This window comes from Campylobacter sp. CNRCH_2007_0968H (assembly GCF_025773245.1).
GTDB classification, from domain to species: Bacteria; Campylobacterota; Campylobacteria; order Campylobacterales; family Campylobacteraceae; genus Campylobacter_D; species Campylobacter_D lari_D.
The window spans coordinates 1-14,442 of the sequence record NZ_JAKMTQ010000008.1; the positions used below are offsets into that span (position 1 = coordinate 1).

General features: G+C 30.8%; 14 protein-coding genes and 4 tRNA genes. 12 read left to right on the forward strand and 6 right to left on the reverse strand.

Annotation, left to right across the window (positions count from 1 at the left end; all coding sequences use genetic code 11):
* Window positions 1-582: cache domain-containing protein (locus L8Y18_RS05530; protein ID WP_263661590.1), on the reverse strand; the 582-nt coding region annotated here is incomplete at its 3' end.
* Between the two features lie 151 nt (window positions 583-733).
* Here L8Y18_RS05530 and L8Y18_RS05535 point away from each other — a divergent pair.
* The 4 genes from L8Y18_RS05535 (at window position 734) to L8Y18_RS05550 (ending at window position 1,119) form a co-directional block, all read left to right on the forward strand.
* Window positions 734-808, forward strand: a tRNA-Gly gene (locus L8Y18_RS05535).
* 9 nt (window positions 809-817) lie between these two features.
* A tRNA-Leu gene (locus L8Y18_RS05540) sits at window positions 818-906 on the forward strand.
* A gap of 16 nt (window positions 907-922) precedes the next feature.
* Window positions 923-996: transfer RNA gene (locus L8Y18_RS05545), tRNA-Cys, on the forward strand.
* A gap of 35 nt (window positions 997-1,031) precedes the next feature.
* Window positions 1,032-1,119, forward strand: a tRNA-Ser gene (locus L8Y18_RS05550).
* A 74-nt stretch (window positions 1,120-1,193) separates the two neighbouring features.
* Here L8Y18_RS05550 and ilvD read toward each other — a convergent pair.
* On the reverse strand, window positions 1,194-2,870 hold the full coding sequence (ilvD, locus tag L8Y18_RS05555; RefSeq protein ID WP_263676423.1) for a dihydroxy-acid dehydratase: 1,677 nt from the start codon (window positions 2,868-2,870) through the stop codon (window positions 1,194-1,196).
* Between the two features lie 134 nt (window positions 2,871-3,004).
* Here ilvD and L8Y18_RS05560 point away from each other — a divergent pair, with 134 nt between their 5' ends.
* Window positions 3,005-4,357 (forward strand): Na+/H+ antiporter NhaC family protein, encoded by a 1,353-nt coding sequence (locus L8Y18_RS05560; protein ID WP_412175794.1) that lies wholly within the window; start codon window positions 3,005-3,007, stop codon window positions 4,355-4,357.
* A gap of 24 nt (window positions 4,358-4,381) precedes the next feature.
* Here L8Y18_RS05560 and L8Y18_RS05565 read toward each other — a convergent pair whose 3' ends face one another.
* From L8Y18_RS05565 to L8Y18_RS05575, 3 genes are read right to left on the reverse strand one after another with little or no spacing between them, the layout of a single operon-like run.
* A complete protein-coding gene (locus L8Y18_RS05565; protein WP_039629213.1) occupies window positions 4,382-4,780 on the reverse strand; it encodes a hypothetical protein in 399 nt (132 codons plus the stop codon).
* Between the two features lies 1 nt (window position 4,781).
* Window positions 4,782-5,756 (reverse strand): phospholipase A, encoded by a 975-nt coding sequence (locus L8Y18_RS05570; protein ID WP_133319051.1) that lies wholly within the window; start codon window positions 5,754-5,756, stop codon window positions 4,782-4,784.
* Window positions 5,719-6,318 (reverse strand): molybdenum cofactor guanylyltransferase, encoded by a 600-nt coding sequence (locus L8Y18_RS05575; RefSeq protein ID WP_263659548.1) that lies wholly within the window; start codon window positions 6,316-6,318, stop codon window positions 5,719-5,721. Before L8Y18_RS05575 ends, L8Y18_RS05570 begins: the two co-directional genes overlap by 38 nt.
* A 41-nt stretch (window positions 6,319-6,359) precedes the next feature.
* On the opposite strand from L8Y18_RS05575, the gene L8Y18_RS05580 reads away from it, so the two are divergent.
* From L8Y18_RS05580 to L8Y18_RS05610, 7 genes are read left to right on the forward strand one after another with little or no spacing between them, the layout of a single operon-like run.
* The gene (locus L8Y18_RS05580; RefSeq protein ID WP_263665115.1) at window positions 6,360-7,664 is read left to right on the forward strand and encodes an NFACT RNA binding domain-containing protein; all 1,305 of its coding nucleotides are present in this window, start codon (window positions 6,360-6,362) and stop codon (window positions 7,662-7,664) included.
* Window positions 7,665-7,666: 2 nt separating this feature from the next.
* Entirely contained in the window at window positions 7,667-7,987 is a 321-nt protein-coding gene (locus tag L8Y18_RS05585; protein WP_133319048.1) for a hypothetical protein, read from the forward strand.
* Window positions 7,988-7,998: 11 nt separating this feature from the next.
* On the forward strand, window positions 7,999-8,727 hold the full coding sequence (locus tag L8Y18_RS05590; RefSeq protein ID WP_263665114.1) for a phosphatidate cytidylyltransferase: 729 nt from the start codon (window positions 7,999-8,001) through the stop codon (window positions 8,725-8,727).
* On the forward strand, window positions 8,724-9,803 hold the full coding sequence (gene dxr, locus L8Y18_RS05595; RefSeq protein WP_133319046.1) for a 1-deoxy-D-xylulose-5-phosphate reductoisomerase: 1,080 nt from the start codon (window positions 8,724-8,726) through the stop codon (window positions 9,801-9,803). Before L8Y18_RS05590 ends, dxr begins: the two co-directional genes overlap by 4 nt.
* Entirely contained in the window at window positions 9,800-11,188 is a 1,389-nt protein-coding gene (locus tag L8Y18_RS05600) for a M99 family carboxypeptidase catalytic domain-containing protein (protein WP_220566709.1), read from the forward strand. The genes dxr and L8Y18_RS05600 overlap by 4 nt, the downstream gene beginning before the upstream one ends.
* Window positions 11,185-12,192 carry a tRNA (adenosine(37)-N6)-threonylcarbamoyltransferase complex transferase subunit TsaD gene (gene tsaD, locus L8Y18_RS05605; RefSeq protein ID WP_263665112.1) on the forward strand — a complete coding sequence of 336 codons (1,008 nt, stop codon included), beginning with the start codon at window positions 11,185-11,187 and terminating at the stop codon, window positions 12,190-12,192. The genes L8Y18_RS05600 and tsaD overlap by 4 nt, the downstream gene beginning before the upstream one ends.
* Window positions 12,189-12,761 carry a type II secretion system protein gene (locus L8Y18_RS05610; protein WP_318529825.1) on the forward strand — a complete coding sequence of 191 codons (573 nt, stop codon included), beginning with the start codon at window positions 12,189-12,191 and terminating at the stop codon, window positions 12,759-12,761. The genes tsaD and L8Y18_RS05610 overlap by 4 nt, the downstream gene beginning before the upstream one ends.
* Here L8Y18_RS05610 and L8Y18_RS05615 read toward each other — a convergent pair.
* Entirely contained in the window at window positions 12,758-14,437 is a 1,680-nt protein-coding gene (locus L8Y18_RS05615; protein ID WP_263676427.1) for a ShlB/FhaC/HecB family hemolysin secretion/activation protein, read from the reverse strand. The genes L8Y18_RS05610 and L8Y18_RS05615 overlap by 4 nt on opposite strands.
* Between the last annotated feature and the right edge of the window lie 5 nt (window positions 14,438-14,442).

The following is a 14,442-nucleotide window of genomic DNA, read 5'->3' on the forward strand; positions in this document are numbered from 1 at the left end:
GCGACCCATTATTAACACATCTTTTGCAAAAGTATGCAGGTTGTAATCACCTCCAACTACTGCCAAAAGTTTTCCATTGGAATATATTGGAGCTGTATAAGAAACTGTTATAGAGTCATCTTCTATGCTTTTATAAGGATCTGATACTACAAGTTTTCCCACGCTTTTGGCCTCTTGATACCATGACCTTGTTCTTGCGTCAAATCCGGTTTCTTCAGGACTTCTAATAATTCTGTTAGATTGATATAATTTTCCATCGTCATTAAATCCAATATATACTACATTAAAGCCAGCTGCTTCTTTTACTGTTTCTAATATATCAAATAGTTCGCCAGAATTAACCCTTGGATTTTTTTCTACAAATTTAACAATAGAAGCAATGGCATCTCTTTTTGCTCCAGAATATATATTGTATGCTGAATTAACATCAAACATAGTTTTTTTCTGAATTTCTTCTAGATAATAACTAGTGCTTTCTTTAGATTGATAATAGCTAATCATATTAACAACTATTAGTATAATAGCTATTAAAAAACAGGCTATTGTTGTCAATTTATTAGATAAACTGTTAAATTTAAACATACTTGTTCCTTTTTAGTTATTTTTTGGCCGGGTATTTTACTTATAAAATAATTAGAAAAAAATAAAAATTTTTTATCTTTTTGAAAACATATGTAGTTTTTATATTTTTTATGTGCATTTAAGTTTTAATAAGTATAATTTCAACTTTAATGCGGGAATAGCTCAGGGGTAGAGCACAACCTTGCCAAGGTTGGGGTCGCGAGTTCGAATCTCGTTTCCCGCTCCATTATCACCCGCCCGGGTGGTGGAATTGGTAGACACAAGGGACTTAAAATCCCTCGGAATTTTTCTTCCGTGCCGGTTCAAGTCCGGCCTCGGGCACCACTTTTTGGTAACTCAAGGCGACATAGCCAAGCGGTAAGGCATGGGCCTGCAAAGCCTTGATCTCCGGTTCGAATCCGGATGTCGCCTCCAATGCGATGTTAATACTTGATATTTTTATTCTTTTACGGGAGATGGCTGAGTGGTCGAAAGCGGCGGTCTTGAAAACCGTTGAGGGTCACACCTCCAGGGGTTCGAATCCCTTTCTCCCGGCCACTTTAACATAATTTTTCATATTTTGTTTTACATTTAAAAAGATATTTCTTAATTTCTTTAAGAAATTAAGAAAATTATTCTAAGTCTAAAACCCCGCCTTTGCTAGCATTACTAACAAGCTTTTGATACATTTTAAGCCATCTTGAATTTATTTGCTTATAAGGTATTTTAAAATTTGCTTTGCGTTTAGCAATTTCATCTTGGGCTAAATTTGCATTAATGCTGTAAGTATCTACATCAATTTCTATCTCATCACCATCTTTTAAAAGCGCTATAAGTCCACCTTCTGCAGCCTCAGGAGAAATATGGCCTATGCTAAGTCCTCTTGTAGCTCCGCTAAAACGACCATCTGTTATAAGTGCAACTTTAGCACCAAGCCCCATGCCTGTGAGCAATGAAGTCGGACTAAGCATTTCTTGCATACCAGGTCCACCTTTTGGCCCTTCATAGCGTATCACGCACACATCGCCTTCTTTAACTTTACCTTTTATAATGCCTTTAATGGCTTCTTCTTGAGAGTTAAAACAAACTGCTTTTCCTTTGAATTTACGCTCGCCCATAATACCTGCAGTTTTTATCACACAGCCTTGCTCAGCCAAATTCCCAAAAAGTATAGCAAGCCCACCTACATTTGAATAGGCATTGTCTATTTTTCTTATAATGTTTTCATCTTTAATATCAGCATTCTCAATGCGATCTTTTAAAGTTTTTCCACTAATATCTAGAGTGTCAAGTTCTAAAATATGGCCTGGTTTTTTGGCTATTTCAGCTATTACTGCACTTACTCCACCTGCTTTGTGTATATCTTCCATATATATTGTGTTTAAAGATGGAGCGATTTTGGCTATATGGGCCACATTAGCGCTGATGTGATTGAGCTCTTTTATATCCAAATTTACACCTGCTTCATAAGCAATAGCAAGCATATGTAAGATAGTATTTGAACTTCCACCCATAGCCATATCAACAACTAAAGCATTGTTAATGGACTTTTTAGTAATGATATTGCGAATTTTAAAACGCTCATCTAGTGCAATTTCACAAATTCTACGCGCAGCTTTTCTTAAAAGCTCTTCTCTTTCTTTGCTAAGTGCTAAAATAGTTCCATTTCCTTCTAGTGCTATACCCATAGCCTCGCATAAAGTATTCATAGAATTTGCAGTAAACATACCCGAGCAAGATCCACCGCTAGGACAAGCTTTGCATTCTATATCTTTTAAATCGTCTTCATTGATTTTTTTAGCCTCATAAGCTCCCACTGCTTCAAAAACAGAACTTAGACTGATTTTTTCTCCATGTTTATTTACTCCTGCTTTCATAGGTCCACCACTAACGAAAATAGTCGGTACATTAACTCTTAAAGCCCCCATGAGCATACCTGGAGTAATTTTATCACAATTTGGGATACAAATTAGTGCATCAAGTTGGTGTGCATTCATCACTGTTTCAATAGAGTTTGCGATGATTTCACGACTTGGTAAAGAATAAAGCATACCATCATGCCCCATAGCTATACCATCATCAACACCTATGGTGTTAAATTCAAAAGGAATACAACCATTTTTGCGAATTTCATCTTTAATGATTTTTGCATATTCATTTAAGAAAAAATGTCCTGGGATGATATCTATATAGCTATTTGCTACACCTATAAAAGGCTTATTAAAATCTTCATCATTTAAGCCACATGCTCTAAGTAAAGAGCGATTTGGTGCTTTTAAGTGTCCTTTTTTGATTGCGTCACTTCTCATTTGTATCCTTTTTTAAAGTAAAAACTATCATTTTATGCTTTTATTTTGCAATTTTTGCTTAAATTTTTTAAACTTAAATAGTATTTTAAAGAAAATTATTTAAAATGTGCAATTATTTTGATTTAAGGAATGTAATGCTTTTAACTAATCCGGTATTTATAGGCGTTTTGTTAATGACGCTTTTGTGTTTTTTTAGGTTTAATGTTTTGCTTAGTGTTTTGCTTTCTGGGCTTTTTGTAGGCATTTGGTCTAAATTTATGCATATGGAGCATTTAAGTTTGGTGGATTTTTTTACCCAACTTCCGCAAGCAATGATGGATTCTATGAAAGTTTTAATCGATGGTATGCAAGGGAATTTGCAAACAGCACTAAGTTATATTTTGCTTGGAGCGGTGGCCGCTGCTATATCAAAAACTAATCTAACGGCATATTTGATTAAAATAGTTTCGCATTATATTTCACATAAAAAATACTTACTTATACTTTCTTTGGCACTTATTGCTTGTTTTTCGCAAAATTTAATCCCTATCCATGTAGCTTTTGTACCTTTATTAATTCCACCTTTGTTGAAACTTTTTAATAAATTAAAAATAGATCGTAGGGCCATAGCTTGTGCGCTAACATTTGGACTTACAACTCCTTATATGGTTGTGCCTTTAGGTTTTGGGCTTATTTTTCAAACTTTGCTTGTGGATAATTTAAATTCAAATGGGGTGCAAATTAGTCTAGGAGAAGTTTCTCAAACTATGGTTTTTGCGGCTATTTGTATGTTAGTTGGTTTATTTTTGGCTGTATTTGTATTTTATGCTAAGCCAAGAGAATATCAAGAAGAACAAATTGCCAAAATGGATTTTGAAAATCTAAAAATGAGTAAAAAAGAATGGGGAGTTTTAGCTGGCCTTGGACTGACTTTGATTTTACAAATTTTAACGCACAATTTACCTTTATCAGGGCTTTTAGGTTTTGTTTTGATGGTGATTTTGGGTGGAGTAGAGTATAACAAAGTTAATTTAGTTTTTGATGATGGGCTTAAAATCATGGGTTATATAGCTTTTGTAATGCTTGTTGCTTCAGGATATGGAGAGGTTTTAAAACAAAGTGGAGGTATAGCTGAGCTTGTAAAAACAAGCGTGCCTTTTATGGAGCAAAGTCACTTTTTAGCTATTTTTATTATGCTAGCTATAGGTCTTTTAATCACTATAGGTATAGGCAGTTCTTTTGGTACTATTCCTATCATCGCTGCCTTATTTTGTCCTATATGTATAGAACTTGGTTTTTCACCTGCTGCGATTATTTTTATCATTGGTGTTGCTGGAGCTTTGGGAGATGCAGGATCACCTGCTAGTGAAACGACTTTGGGAGTGAGTGTAGGGCTTAATGCAGATAAGCAAGGTGATCATATAAAAGATACTTGTATACCAACCTTTTTATGCTTTAATGGCTCTTTGCTTATCTTGGGTAGTGTTATAGCATTTTTCTTAATTTAAAATATTAAAAGTCTAAAAAGGCTTTTAATATTCAAATTCTTCCATATAACCACAATCAATTGTAAGAATTTTCATTTGAAATGATTTTATAAACTCGATTATAGGTTCAACTCCACCATAAGGAAAAGAAATGGGGTAAAAATACAATTTGGCGATATTTTCCTCTATTTTTTCTATGGAGTGAAAATAGTATTCTCCATTTCCTATGCAGTCAAAAATATCATCAAACTCCCAACAATCTTTGCTTGAGAAATATTCTAATTCTTTTTTGCTGTAAAAATTATATATACTTTTATCTGTGTATAAATCTTCTATTTGTAAATTCTCATCTTTTAAGATTTTGATATAATTAAACAAATCGCACAATCTTTTAAAAGACTTTTCATTATTAATGATAAACTTAATAAAGCAAAATTTTTCCATTTTAATACATTAACAATATTCCACTTGAAAGTCTGCTTGAAGATTTATTATACTCAATAAGACTCTCACCGTATCCGTTAAAATACTGAGTGTAAATATATAAGCCATTGTTAGAAATTTTATAAGCTCCGCTTATTTCTACTGCACCGCGGTTATTAGCAAAATTTAAATTATTACGCCACAATATATTGATAAAATAATCATCTTGGGTATAAGCAAGATTAATATCAAAATTACCTAAATATTTTTCTATATCAGGATTATCATCTTCTGAACTTTTTTCAGGAATTCTTAGCCAAACTCTAGGTATGAACATAAAATCGCCAAAAAACCATGCATTACTTAGATAAATTCTATTCCATGATCTTGATTTTGGATCATTTTGCCCGTTAGATTCATGTAATAAGCCTATGCGTATATCTTTTAAATTCTCAAAAGCACCATATCCGCTTATAGGAAAGTTGATAAAAAATTCAGGTAAATAGTTTGTTTCTCTAAAAGGAGCAGAATGTTTATAAAGTTGCCACCATGAAATTTGTGTATAGCCTATGTTATAACTTTCATTTAAACCCAAAAGATTTTCAAAAAGAGTTTTTTTAAGGCTTACTTGAAATTTAGTTTCAGTGCTTTTATAATCTCTCTTGCTAAAACTATAAGAAACAGGCATAAAATAGCTAAGATTATGCGTGCTAATACCAAAAGGATTGTATGATTTTTCTGTGCCAAGGTAGTTTGCTAAAGCTTCATTTTTTGGATTAATATCATCTAATTTTTTCTCTTTGGATGTATTTTGCTCAAAATTAAAAGACTTTTCTAAACTTGCTTCTTTTTGTTTTTCTTTTAAAGCTAAGCTTTTATAAATTTGCATAGCTTTTTTGTACTTACCTTGATTTTCATATTCTAAGGCTTGATTGAATAAATCCTCATTTGCTAAAGCACTAAAAGCACATACTATGGGTAGAATTGTCTTTTTCATGAAGCCACTTTTTATATTCTTTAAAATAATTTAAATTTATAAACTCATTATCATCTTCAAATTCTATAAATTCTGCTTTCATTGTATCACAAAAAAGGGCTAATTTGTGATTGTTTTCTTGTAAAAATTGCAAAGTTTTTTCAAAATTCCTACTATGGTAAAATCCACATAAATAATGCTTGTGTTTTTTTGTGCTTGCTAAGAGTATATTTTGTGATTTTAGATGATCAAAAAGCTTGTAAAAACTTTCTTTGTTTATGTTTGGAGTATCCACGCTAAGGATAAATACATAGGTATTTTTAAAATGTTTAAGTATGGAATTTAAGGCAATGAGTGGAGAGTAGTTGTTTAAATCCTCATCTAAAATAAGTGCTAAGTTTTTTTGATGAAATTTATCTTTTTTGCTGCTAATAAAAACTTGATTAAAAATCCTTGACATTTTTTCATATTGATAAAGAGTTAAGTTTTTATTATCTACTTGTAATAAGCTTTTATCTTCTCCCATACGCGAAGATTTTCCACCACATAAAATCACACAAGGATAGGGAATTTTTTCACTCATAAAAACCTCATAAATTCATCAAAATATTTTATAATACATTTATGAAATATACAGATTTAATACAAATAAAAGATTATTTTAAACAATTTCAAAGACTAAATTATCTCAAACGCCTTGATGATAATATCTTAGAGCTTAGCTTAGACCATCAAGCTTTTATACTAGACTTAACGCGTGGAAAAAGTGGAATTTACCAAGATAAACTCCAAGCAAAAGTCTATAATGCACCTTTTGATTTTATGCTAAAAAAATACTTCTCTAACGCAAAGATTTTAAATTTAGAAGTATTAGAAAATAATAGAATTTTATCTTTTGAAGTTTTATCGGAAAAATCTTATAAAGCTTATGGGGCTAAGATTTATTTTGAATTTACAGGAAAAAACACTAATGTAATCATCACAGACGCTGATGATATTATTATAGAAGCTTTGCGTCATATAGATAAAAGCTACCGCGTTGTAAAAATAGGCGAAAAACTCCAAGCTTTAAAAGCTTATGAGATAAAAGAAGAATTTGTAAAGATTGATGATTTTAATGTGTATTTTAAAGAAAGTGCTAAAAAGTTACAGCAAGAGCGCATAAAAGATATTAAAGAAAATAAACTTTTAAATATAGATAAAAAAATCTTTACTCTTAAAGAGAGTATAGAAAATTTAGAGCAAGAAAGTAATTTATTAAAAAAAGCTCAAGAATTAAGCCAAAAAGCAGATGTTTTATTTGCTAATTTAAATTCTTTAAAAGATTATCAAAGAGAATTTATTTTGCAAGATTTTAATGCAAATGAGCTTGCTTTTAAGCTCGAAGATACACCTAAAAATAGTGCGAATGAATTTTATAAAATGGCTAAAAAGCTAAAACAAAAGGCTAAAAATATCAATATAGAAAGAGAAATTTTAAGTGAAAAACTTGATTTTTTAATAAATTTAAAAGACTTAATTGCTAAAAGCACTTCTTTGAGAGAATTAGAAGTTTTAATGCCTAAAAAAACAAAAAAAACAAAAAAAGAAGAGTTAAATGCAGGGGTTAGTAGCTTTTATTTTGATGAGTTTAAAATCAGCGTAGGACGCAATGAAAAAGCTAATGAGTATTTATTAAAAATAGCTAAAAAAGATGATATTTGGCTGCATGTGAAAGATTATCCTAGTGCACATGTGATCATTACTTCAAATAAATTAAAAATAAGTCAATTAGTGCTAGAATTTGCAGCAAAGCTTTGTGTGGAATTTTCCAAGCTAAGTTCTGGAGTTTATTTGGTCGATTATACTAGTAAGAATTTTGTAAAAATAAAAGAAAAGGCTTTTGTAAATTATACAAATTATAAGACTTTAAGCGTTTTAAAGGAGTAAGTATGCCTATAAGTCCCATAGGTGGTATTCATTTTGCTAACCAAAATGCACCAGTACATTCAGCACAAGCTAGTAATGAATTGGCAAAAGATTCTTTTGCAACTTTGGTAAATATGAGTGAATTTCAAGCAAAAGAAAAGGCGGTTGAAAAACTTGAAAAAGTTAATCAAACTCATGAAGTAAGCGATGAGGTAAAAGAAAGGCAAGAGGAAGAAAAAAAGCATTCTAAACATCATCAAGAACAAGAGCAAGAAGATGAAGATGAACAAGAGGGGCAAGAAGTAGTTAAAAAAAGTTCTCATTTGCTTGATTTAAGTATATAGAAAGGATAAAAATGTTTTCAAAGACAAGAATTCTTAGTGCTATTGTGATGATAGCTGTGATAGCTGTTGTTGCTTTGGTGGATAATTTTTTGATTAATTTTGCGATTTTTGGTGTTTTATTGTTTTTGGCATTTAATGAAGCAAAAACTATGTTTAAAAGCAAACATGCAAGTGTTTTTGTGGCTTTGTGTGTTTTTGCAATAGGAGCATTTTTAGATAAACCTTTCTTTATAGGCCTCTTGGCTTTGATTTTGATTTTAGGATATTTAGTTTATAAAAAAAGTGAAAATTTAAATGAACTTATGCCTTATATATATCCTACTTTGCCTATTTTAATGCTTTATCAAGTATTAAGTTATGAGGGTATGTTTGTATTATTTTGGCTTATAGTGATTGTCGTTGCTTGCGATAGTGGGGCGTATTTTATAGGAAAACTAATTGGCGAGAGAGCTTTTTCTCTAACAAGTCCAAATAAAACCTTAGAAGGTGTTGTAGGTGGCATTGTTTGTGCGGGGATTTTAGGAACCATCATAGGCTCTTTTGAATTTAGCTTGATAAAAAGTATTTATATATCTTTAATCGTAGCTATTTTTGCTGTGATAGGGGATTTGCTTGAGAGTTATTTTAAAAGACAAGCAGGTATTAAAGATAGTGGTAATTTAATCCCAGGGCATGGGGGAGTTTTAGATAGAATTGATGCTGTTATCATTGCAGCATTTGCAATGGCAACTTTAGTATGATCGTACTTGGAAGCACGGGAAGTATAGGAGTTAATACTCTTTTTATTGCTAAAGAGAAAAACATAAACATAGAAGCCTTATCTTGCGGTAAAAATATCAAGCTTTTAAATGAGCAAATAGCTCTTTTTAAGCCTAAATTTGTATGTATACAAGATGAAAAAGATAAAACCTTAGTTGATCATGATAGGATTTTTTGTGGCCAAGAGGGTTTAAAAGCGATGATAGCTGAGTGCAAAAGTTCTTTAGTGGTAAATGCTATAGTAGGTTTTGCAGGCTTAAGTTCAAGTCTTATGGTGCAAAAGCTTGGTAAAATTTTAGCCTTGGCAAACAAAGAAAGCTTAGTAGTAGCAGGGAAATTTTTTGACACTTCTAAGATTAAGGCCATAGATAGCGAACATGCAGCACTAAAGTGCTTGATAGATAAAAGAAAAGATATTAAAAAACTTTTTATCACAGCAAGTGGCGGGGCCTTTTATAATTATAAAATCAAAGATTTAAAAAATGTTAGCGTAAAAGAAGCTCTTAAGCATCCTAACTGGAGCATGGGAGCTAAGATCACCATAGATAGTGCTAGCATGTGTAATAAACTTTTTGAAATCATCGAAGCTTATCATCTTTATGGTATTAAACAAATAGATGCTTTGATAGAAAGAAAGTCTTTAGTGCATGCTTTATGTGAATTTAAAGATGGTGGTATGAGTGCATATTTTTCTCATGCAAATATGCGTTTGTCTATAGCTCAAGCTATTTTAGATGAGCATGAACAAAGCTTTATAGAAAATTTGGATTTGTTAGCTATGCCAAGTTTAAAATTTGAAAAAATTAGTTTAAAAAAATATCCTATATTTTCACTTAAAGATGAGCTTTTGAAAAAGCCTGACTTGGGTGTGATTATAAATAGTGCAAATGAATATATGGTGTATCAATTTTTAGCCCAAAAAGCGCAGTTTTTAGACATAGCCAAGGGTATTTTTAAAGCATTGGATTATTTTGGTGTGCCAAAGATTAACCAAATTGAAGATGTTTTTGAGTATGATAAGCAAGTTAGGCTTTATTTAGATAAGGAAATGAAGTGAGATATTTTTTAAGTATTTTGATTTTTATAAATGTGGTTTTTGCTTTAGAGTTTAGCGTTAAAGAAAATGGAAAAAGTTTAGATGATAATAATACGGTTTTAATCCTTGGAGGTATACAAGGAGACGAGCCAGGTGGGTTTCATGCTGCTAGTTTGCTTTTGAGTGATTATAATATCACTAAAGGTAAAATTATTGTCGCACCAAATTTAGCTTTTGAAAGTATTATTGCTAGAAATAGAGGAAATTTTGGAGATTTAAATAGAAAATTTGCCCATATAGATGAAAACGATCCTGATTTTCACACTATAGAGCGCATAAAAAAGCTTATTTTGGAACCTGAGGTAAATATGGTTATAAATTTGCACGATGGAAGTGGATTTTATAGACCTCAATATGAAAGCAAAGATAAAAATCCAAATCGCTGGGGCAATACTAGTATTATTGATCAAAGTGAGGTAAATTCTACTAAATATGCAGATTTGGAAAATATTGCTAAAGAGGCAGTGGAAAATATCAATAAAGCTTTGGTTAAAGAAGAACATCAATATCATTTAAAAAATACCAAAACCCAAGAAAGCAATGATAAAGATATGCTAAAGGCTTTAACTTATTTTGTGGTGTCAAATCACAAAGCAGCCTTTGCTAATGAAGCGAGCAAAAATTTACCAACGCATTTAAGAGTATATTATCATCTTTTGGCGGTGGAGTATTATCTAAAAAAGGCAAATATAGAATTTCAAAGAACTTTCGATTTAACTCCAAATGGAGTTTATAGAGCTATTGAAAAGCCTTTAGAGGTAAAACTTTTTAATGATAAAATTTTACTTTATCTTGATAAACCTGCTAGTGCTATAAATTTTTTACCTTTTCCTATTAATCAAGCTTTAAATTATGAAGCAAGTAATGAGATTACTGCAGTAATTTCCAATGCTAACTCATATTCAATCAATTATGGCAATCGCTTGCAAACAAGATTGTATCCTGAATATTTTGAATTTTCAAATGCTCTAGATAGTGTTGAAGTGATAGTAGATGGAAAAAATATACAAACAAATTTTGCTCAAAAAATTATGGTAAAAGATAATTTTAAAATACCTTCTATAGCAGGTGTAAGAGTTAATGTTATAGGTTTTGATAGAGGTGTTGATGAAAGTGATATTGTTATAAGCAAAAACCAAATGCAAAGCCGTTATTCTTTGGATAAAAAAAGAAAAATTTACAGAGTAGAATTTTATGAGCTAAAAAATGCAAATTTAGCCGATCAAGTTTTAGAAAGAAAGACTAATTTTAAAGAAATCAAAAAAGCAAATATACCTGCAAAAGCCATAGAAAAAGCAGAACAAAAAGATAAATTTATCGGTATGATTTTAGTGGAATTTCAATGAGAGATTTGATTCTTGCCATAGAAAGTTCTTGTGATGATAGTTCTATTGCTATCATTAATAAAAATAACTTTGAGTGTATCTTTCATACAAAAATTTCTCAAGAAAATGCCCATAGTGCTTATGGAGGGGTGGTGCCCGAGCTTGCCGCAAGATTACATAGTGAAGCTTTACCTAAGATTTTAAAAAAATGCCAAAAATACTTTGACAAACTTTGCGCCATAGCGGTTACAAATGAACCTGGCCTTAGTGTGAGTTTGATAGGTGGAGTAGCTATGGCTAAAATGCTTGCTATTGGTTTAAATTTACCGCTCATTGCGATTAATCATCTAAAAGGGCATATTTATTCTATGTTTTTAGATGAAAAAGCTAATTTTGATATGGGTGTATTGCTTGTAAGTGGTGGGCATACTATGGTGCTTTTTATTAATGAGCAAGGTAAAATCACAGAATTAGCAAGAACAACCGACGATAGCTTTGGAGAAAGCTTTGATAAAGTAGCAAAAATGATGGATCTTGGTTATCCTGGCGGAGCTATCATAGAAAATTTAGCTAAAAATGTAAAAGAAAATGATTTAGAATTTAGCATACCCTTGCTTCATTCTAAAGATTTAGCTTATAGTTTTTCAGGACTTAAAAACCAAGTGCGTTTGGAAATTTTAAAAGAAGAATTAAGTTTGGAGCGTAAAAGTAAAATTGCCTTTGCATTTCAAAAAGCAGCCATAGCTCATATTTTAAACAAGTTAGAAAAAATTTTTAAAGAGTATAAATTTAAACGCTTTGGTATAGTAGGCGGAGCTAGTGCAAATTTAAGCTTAAGAAGTCAAATAGAACATTTATGTCAAAGTTATCAATGTGAGCTTTTGCTAGCTCCGCTTGAGTATTGTTCGGATAATGCTTTGATGATAGCAAGGGCAGCTTGTGAGGCTTATGAGCGTAAAGAATTTGTAAATATAGAAGATGATCTTATAAAGCCTAAGGTAAAAAACTTACAAGGCATATTATGAAAAAAGCTTTTACTATTATAGAGCTTGTGTTTGTAGTAATTATACTTGGAGTTTTAGCTGCGGTTGCTCTGCCAAAATTTAGTACAAGTAAAGATGAGGCAAGTGTAGTTCAAGCTTTGGGAAATTTAAAAATTTTTATCAATGATATAAGTGCTTATATATTAAAAAATGAAAGTCTTTCAAATATAGCTTTAATGAGCAATGTAACAAATATAAAAAATGAAGACTTGTCAAATTTGCAAAATTCCACCAAAGAACTTGATTTTAGTGTAGGAAATGATGAGCAATGTTTTAAAGTGCTTTTTGTAGATAAAGAAAGTGTTTTGCTTTTAGCACTTATGGTAGATAATGCTCAAAAAAGCAAAGCCCAAAATATAGCAGATTTAAAAAATCAAGCTTTGAAAGATCCTAAAAATCAAAGCATAAAAACTCAATTAGATGAGGCTTTAAATGCTTTTAGCCAAAGTGAATTTGCAAGTACTTCAAAATCCAAAGCTTGTCAAGGTCTAATCCACTCTAAAGCTTTTAAAGATTTAGCTACTAGAGTGTATTTTCTAAGCGGTAGTTAAAAATACACCCCTCCACTTAAATACAATTTCATTCTATGTTCATCATCATATTTATACTGATGAACTGCTCTTGCTGCATCAAGCTTTATATAATACTCATTAGCTTTATTATAAAGTATTTGTAAGCCTACAGCATCTAAAAAATGCTCATCTGCTAATCTATCCCCTGAAGCTTTTTCATACCAAGCATAACCTACATCATAAAAGGGAGTAAAATAAAAATTAGTATTTGGTATATTTATTCTTATACCAAAGTTAGCTACTATGGTATTATCTCCATCTCCTTCTCCATTATCATAAGCTCTTACCCCATAAGCTCCACCTAAAGATGAACTTTCAGAAGAATCTAATTCAAAATTTCCTAATACCTTTTGATAGTTTATATTTAAAGTATGAGTAATATACTCATTAATACTATAATAATTATTCAAACTAGCATTGAGTTTTCTAAACCAACCAAAGCCATTACTATTATTTTTATAATTAGTGCCTAAAAAATTAACCCCATCGTCATAGACCTTGCCTAGGTTAATTTTGGTACTATAAATAAAAGTGTTATGAAAATTTCTAAATAAACCTTCTAAACCTATACTACCTACATTAGAATGCTTATTAAAAGTTAAAAATCCTGCACTTGTATCACTAAGTATTTTATGATAAATACTTGAAGTAAAATAAAATGATGAATTAGTATTAATCCATACAGGATAAGAAAAGTCTATACCAAAATTTCTAGAAGCACCATAAAATCCAGCATTTTCATAATCTTCTCCCAAGGAATAATTTCCTTTTGATACACTTGGAGTAATTTTTAAATTTCCTAAAAAGAAAGTATAACTTGCTCCATAGTTGATTTGTTTTTCATTGCTTGATTGTAAGTAAAAATTATAATAATCTCCCATATTAAATATAGAATTAAATCCCATGCTGATGCCTATTCTATATTTACCAGAACTTTCAATACCATAATTATCAGCATATAATAATACATTAGCCTTAGTATCAGGAACTACTTCTATAACTACATCAGTTTCTCCTGCATTCTCTCCTGCTTGTAAGCCTGCTAGGGTTTGTACTCCATACATTTCATTGACTTTATATGCGCTATCTTCTATTAATTTAGTGGAGATAATTCTACCTTTAAGTTTTTTATCTAATTTATCTTTTATGAAATGATCTTTGATCGAGGTTTTGTTTTCTATTATGTGTTTTCCAAATATTCCTAAAGCAATGTTTAGTTCTATATTGCCATCTTCAAAATTTTGTTTTGGAATAAACACTGTTGCAGCAGGATAGCCATTAACTTGGAAATAATAAGCAACAATATTTGATACATCTTGCAAATCTTGGATATTAAATTTTTTCTGTTCATAATTTAATATGAGATTATGTAATTCCTCTTCTTCAATTCCTAAATTTTCAAAATCAATTCCTTTGTTTGTGATGTGAAAATTATAGTGAGTAAGTATTTCTTTTTCATAATGTTCTTGGTGTGTATTTATGATTTCTCTAGCATCTTGAAATTTTTCATAATTTTGTTCGGTTTTTAAATTTTCTTTTAAAGCTTTGTTTTGTGGTATATTTCTATCGGGGGATAATTCTATTATTTTTATATTGTCATTTGTAGCTCGTAAAGCACATGCTAAGATTAAGGTGCAAACAATAATCTTATGCATTTAAC

Coding starts and splice junctions, on each gene's coding strand:
- L8Y18_RS05610 (WP_318529825.1), top strand. CDS start 12,189: ATGAAAAAAGCTTTTACTATTATAGAGCTTGTGTTTGTAGTAATTATA.
- L8Y18_RS05565 (WP_039629213.1), bottom strand. CDS start 4,780: ATGGAAAAATTTTGCTTTATTAAGTTTATCATTAATAATGAAAAGTCT.
- L8Y18_RS05615 (WP_263676427.1), bottom strand. CDS start 14,437: ATGCATAAGATTATTGTTTGCACCTTAATCTTAGCATGTGCTTTACGA.
- L8Y18_RS05560 (WP_412175794.1), top strand. CDS start 3,005: ATGCTTTTAACTAATCCGGTATTTATAGGCGTTTTGTTAATGACGCTT.
- L8Y18_RS05570 (WP_133319051.1), bottom strand. CDS start 5,756: ATGAAAAAGACAATTCTACCCATAGTATGTGCTTTTAGTGCTTTAGCA.
- L8Y18_RS05590 (WP_263665114.1), top strand. CDS start 7,999: ATGTTTTCAAAGACAAGAATTCTTAGTGCTATTGTGATGATAGCTGTG.
- tsaD (WP_263665112.1), top strand. CDS start 11,185: ATGAGAGATTTGATTCTTGCCATAGAAAGTTCTTGTGATGATAGTTCT.
- dxr (WP_133319046.1), top strand. CDS start 8,724: ATGATCGTACTTGGAAGCACGGGAAGTATAGGAGTTAATACTCTTTTT.
- L8Y18_RS05575 (WP_263659548.1), bottom strand. CDS start 6,318: ATGAGTGAAAAAATTCCCTATCCTTGTGTGATTTTATGTGGTGGAAAA.
- L8Y18_RS05585 (WP_133319048.1), top strand. CDS start 7,667: ATGCCTATAAGTCCCATAGGTGGTATTCATTTTGCTAACCAAAATGCA.
- L8Y18_RS05580 (WP_263665115.1), top strand. CDS start 6,360: ATGAAATATACAGATTTAATACAAATAAAAGATTATTTTAAACAATTT.
- ilvD (WP_263676423.1), bottom strand. CDS start 2,870: ATGAGAAGTGACGCAATCAAAAAAGGACACTTAAAAGCACCAAATCGC.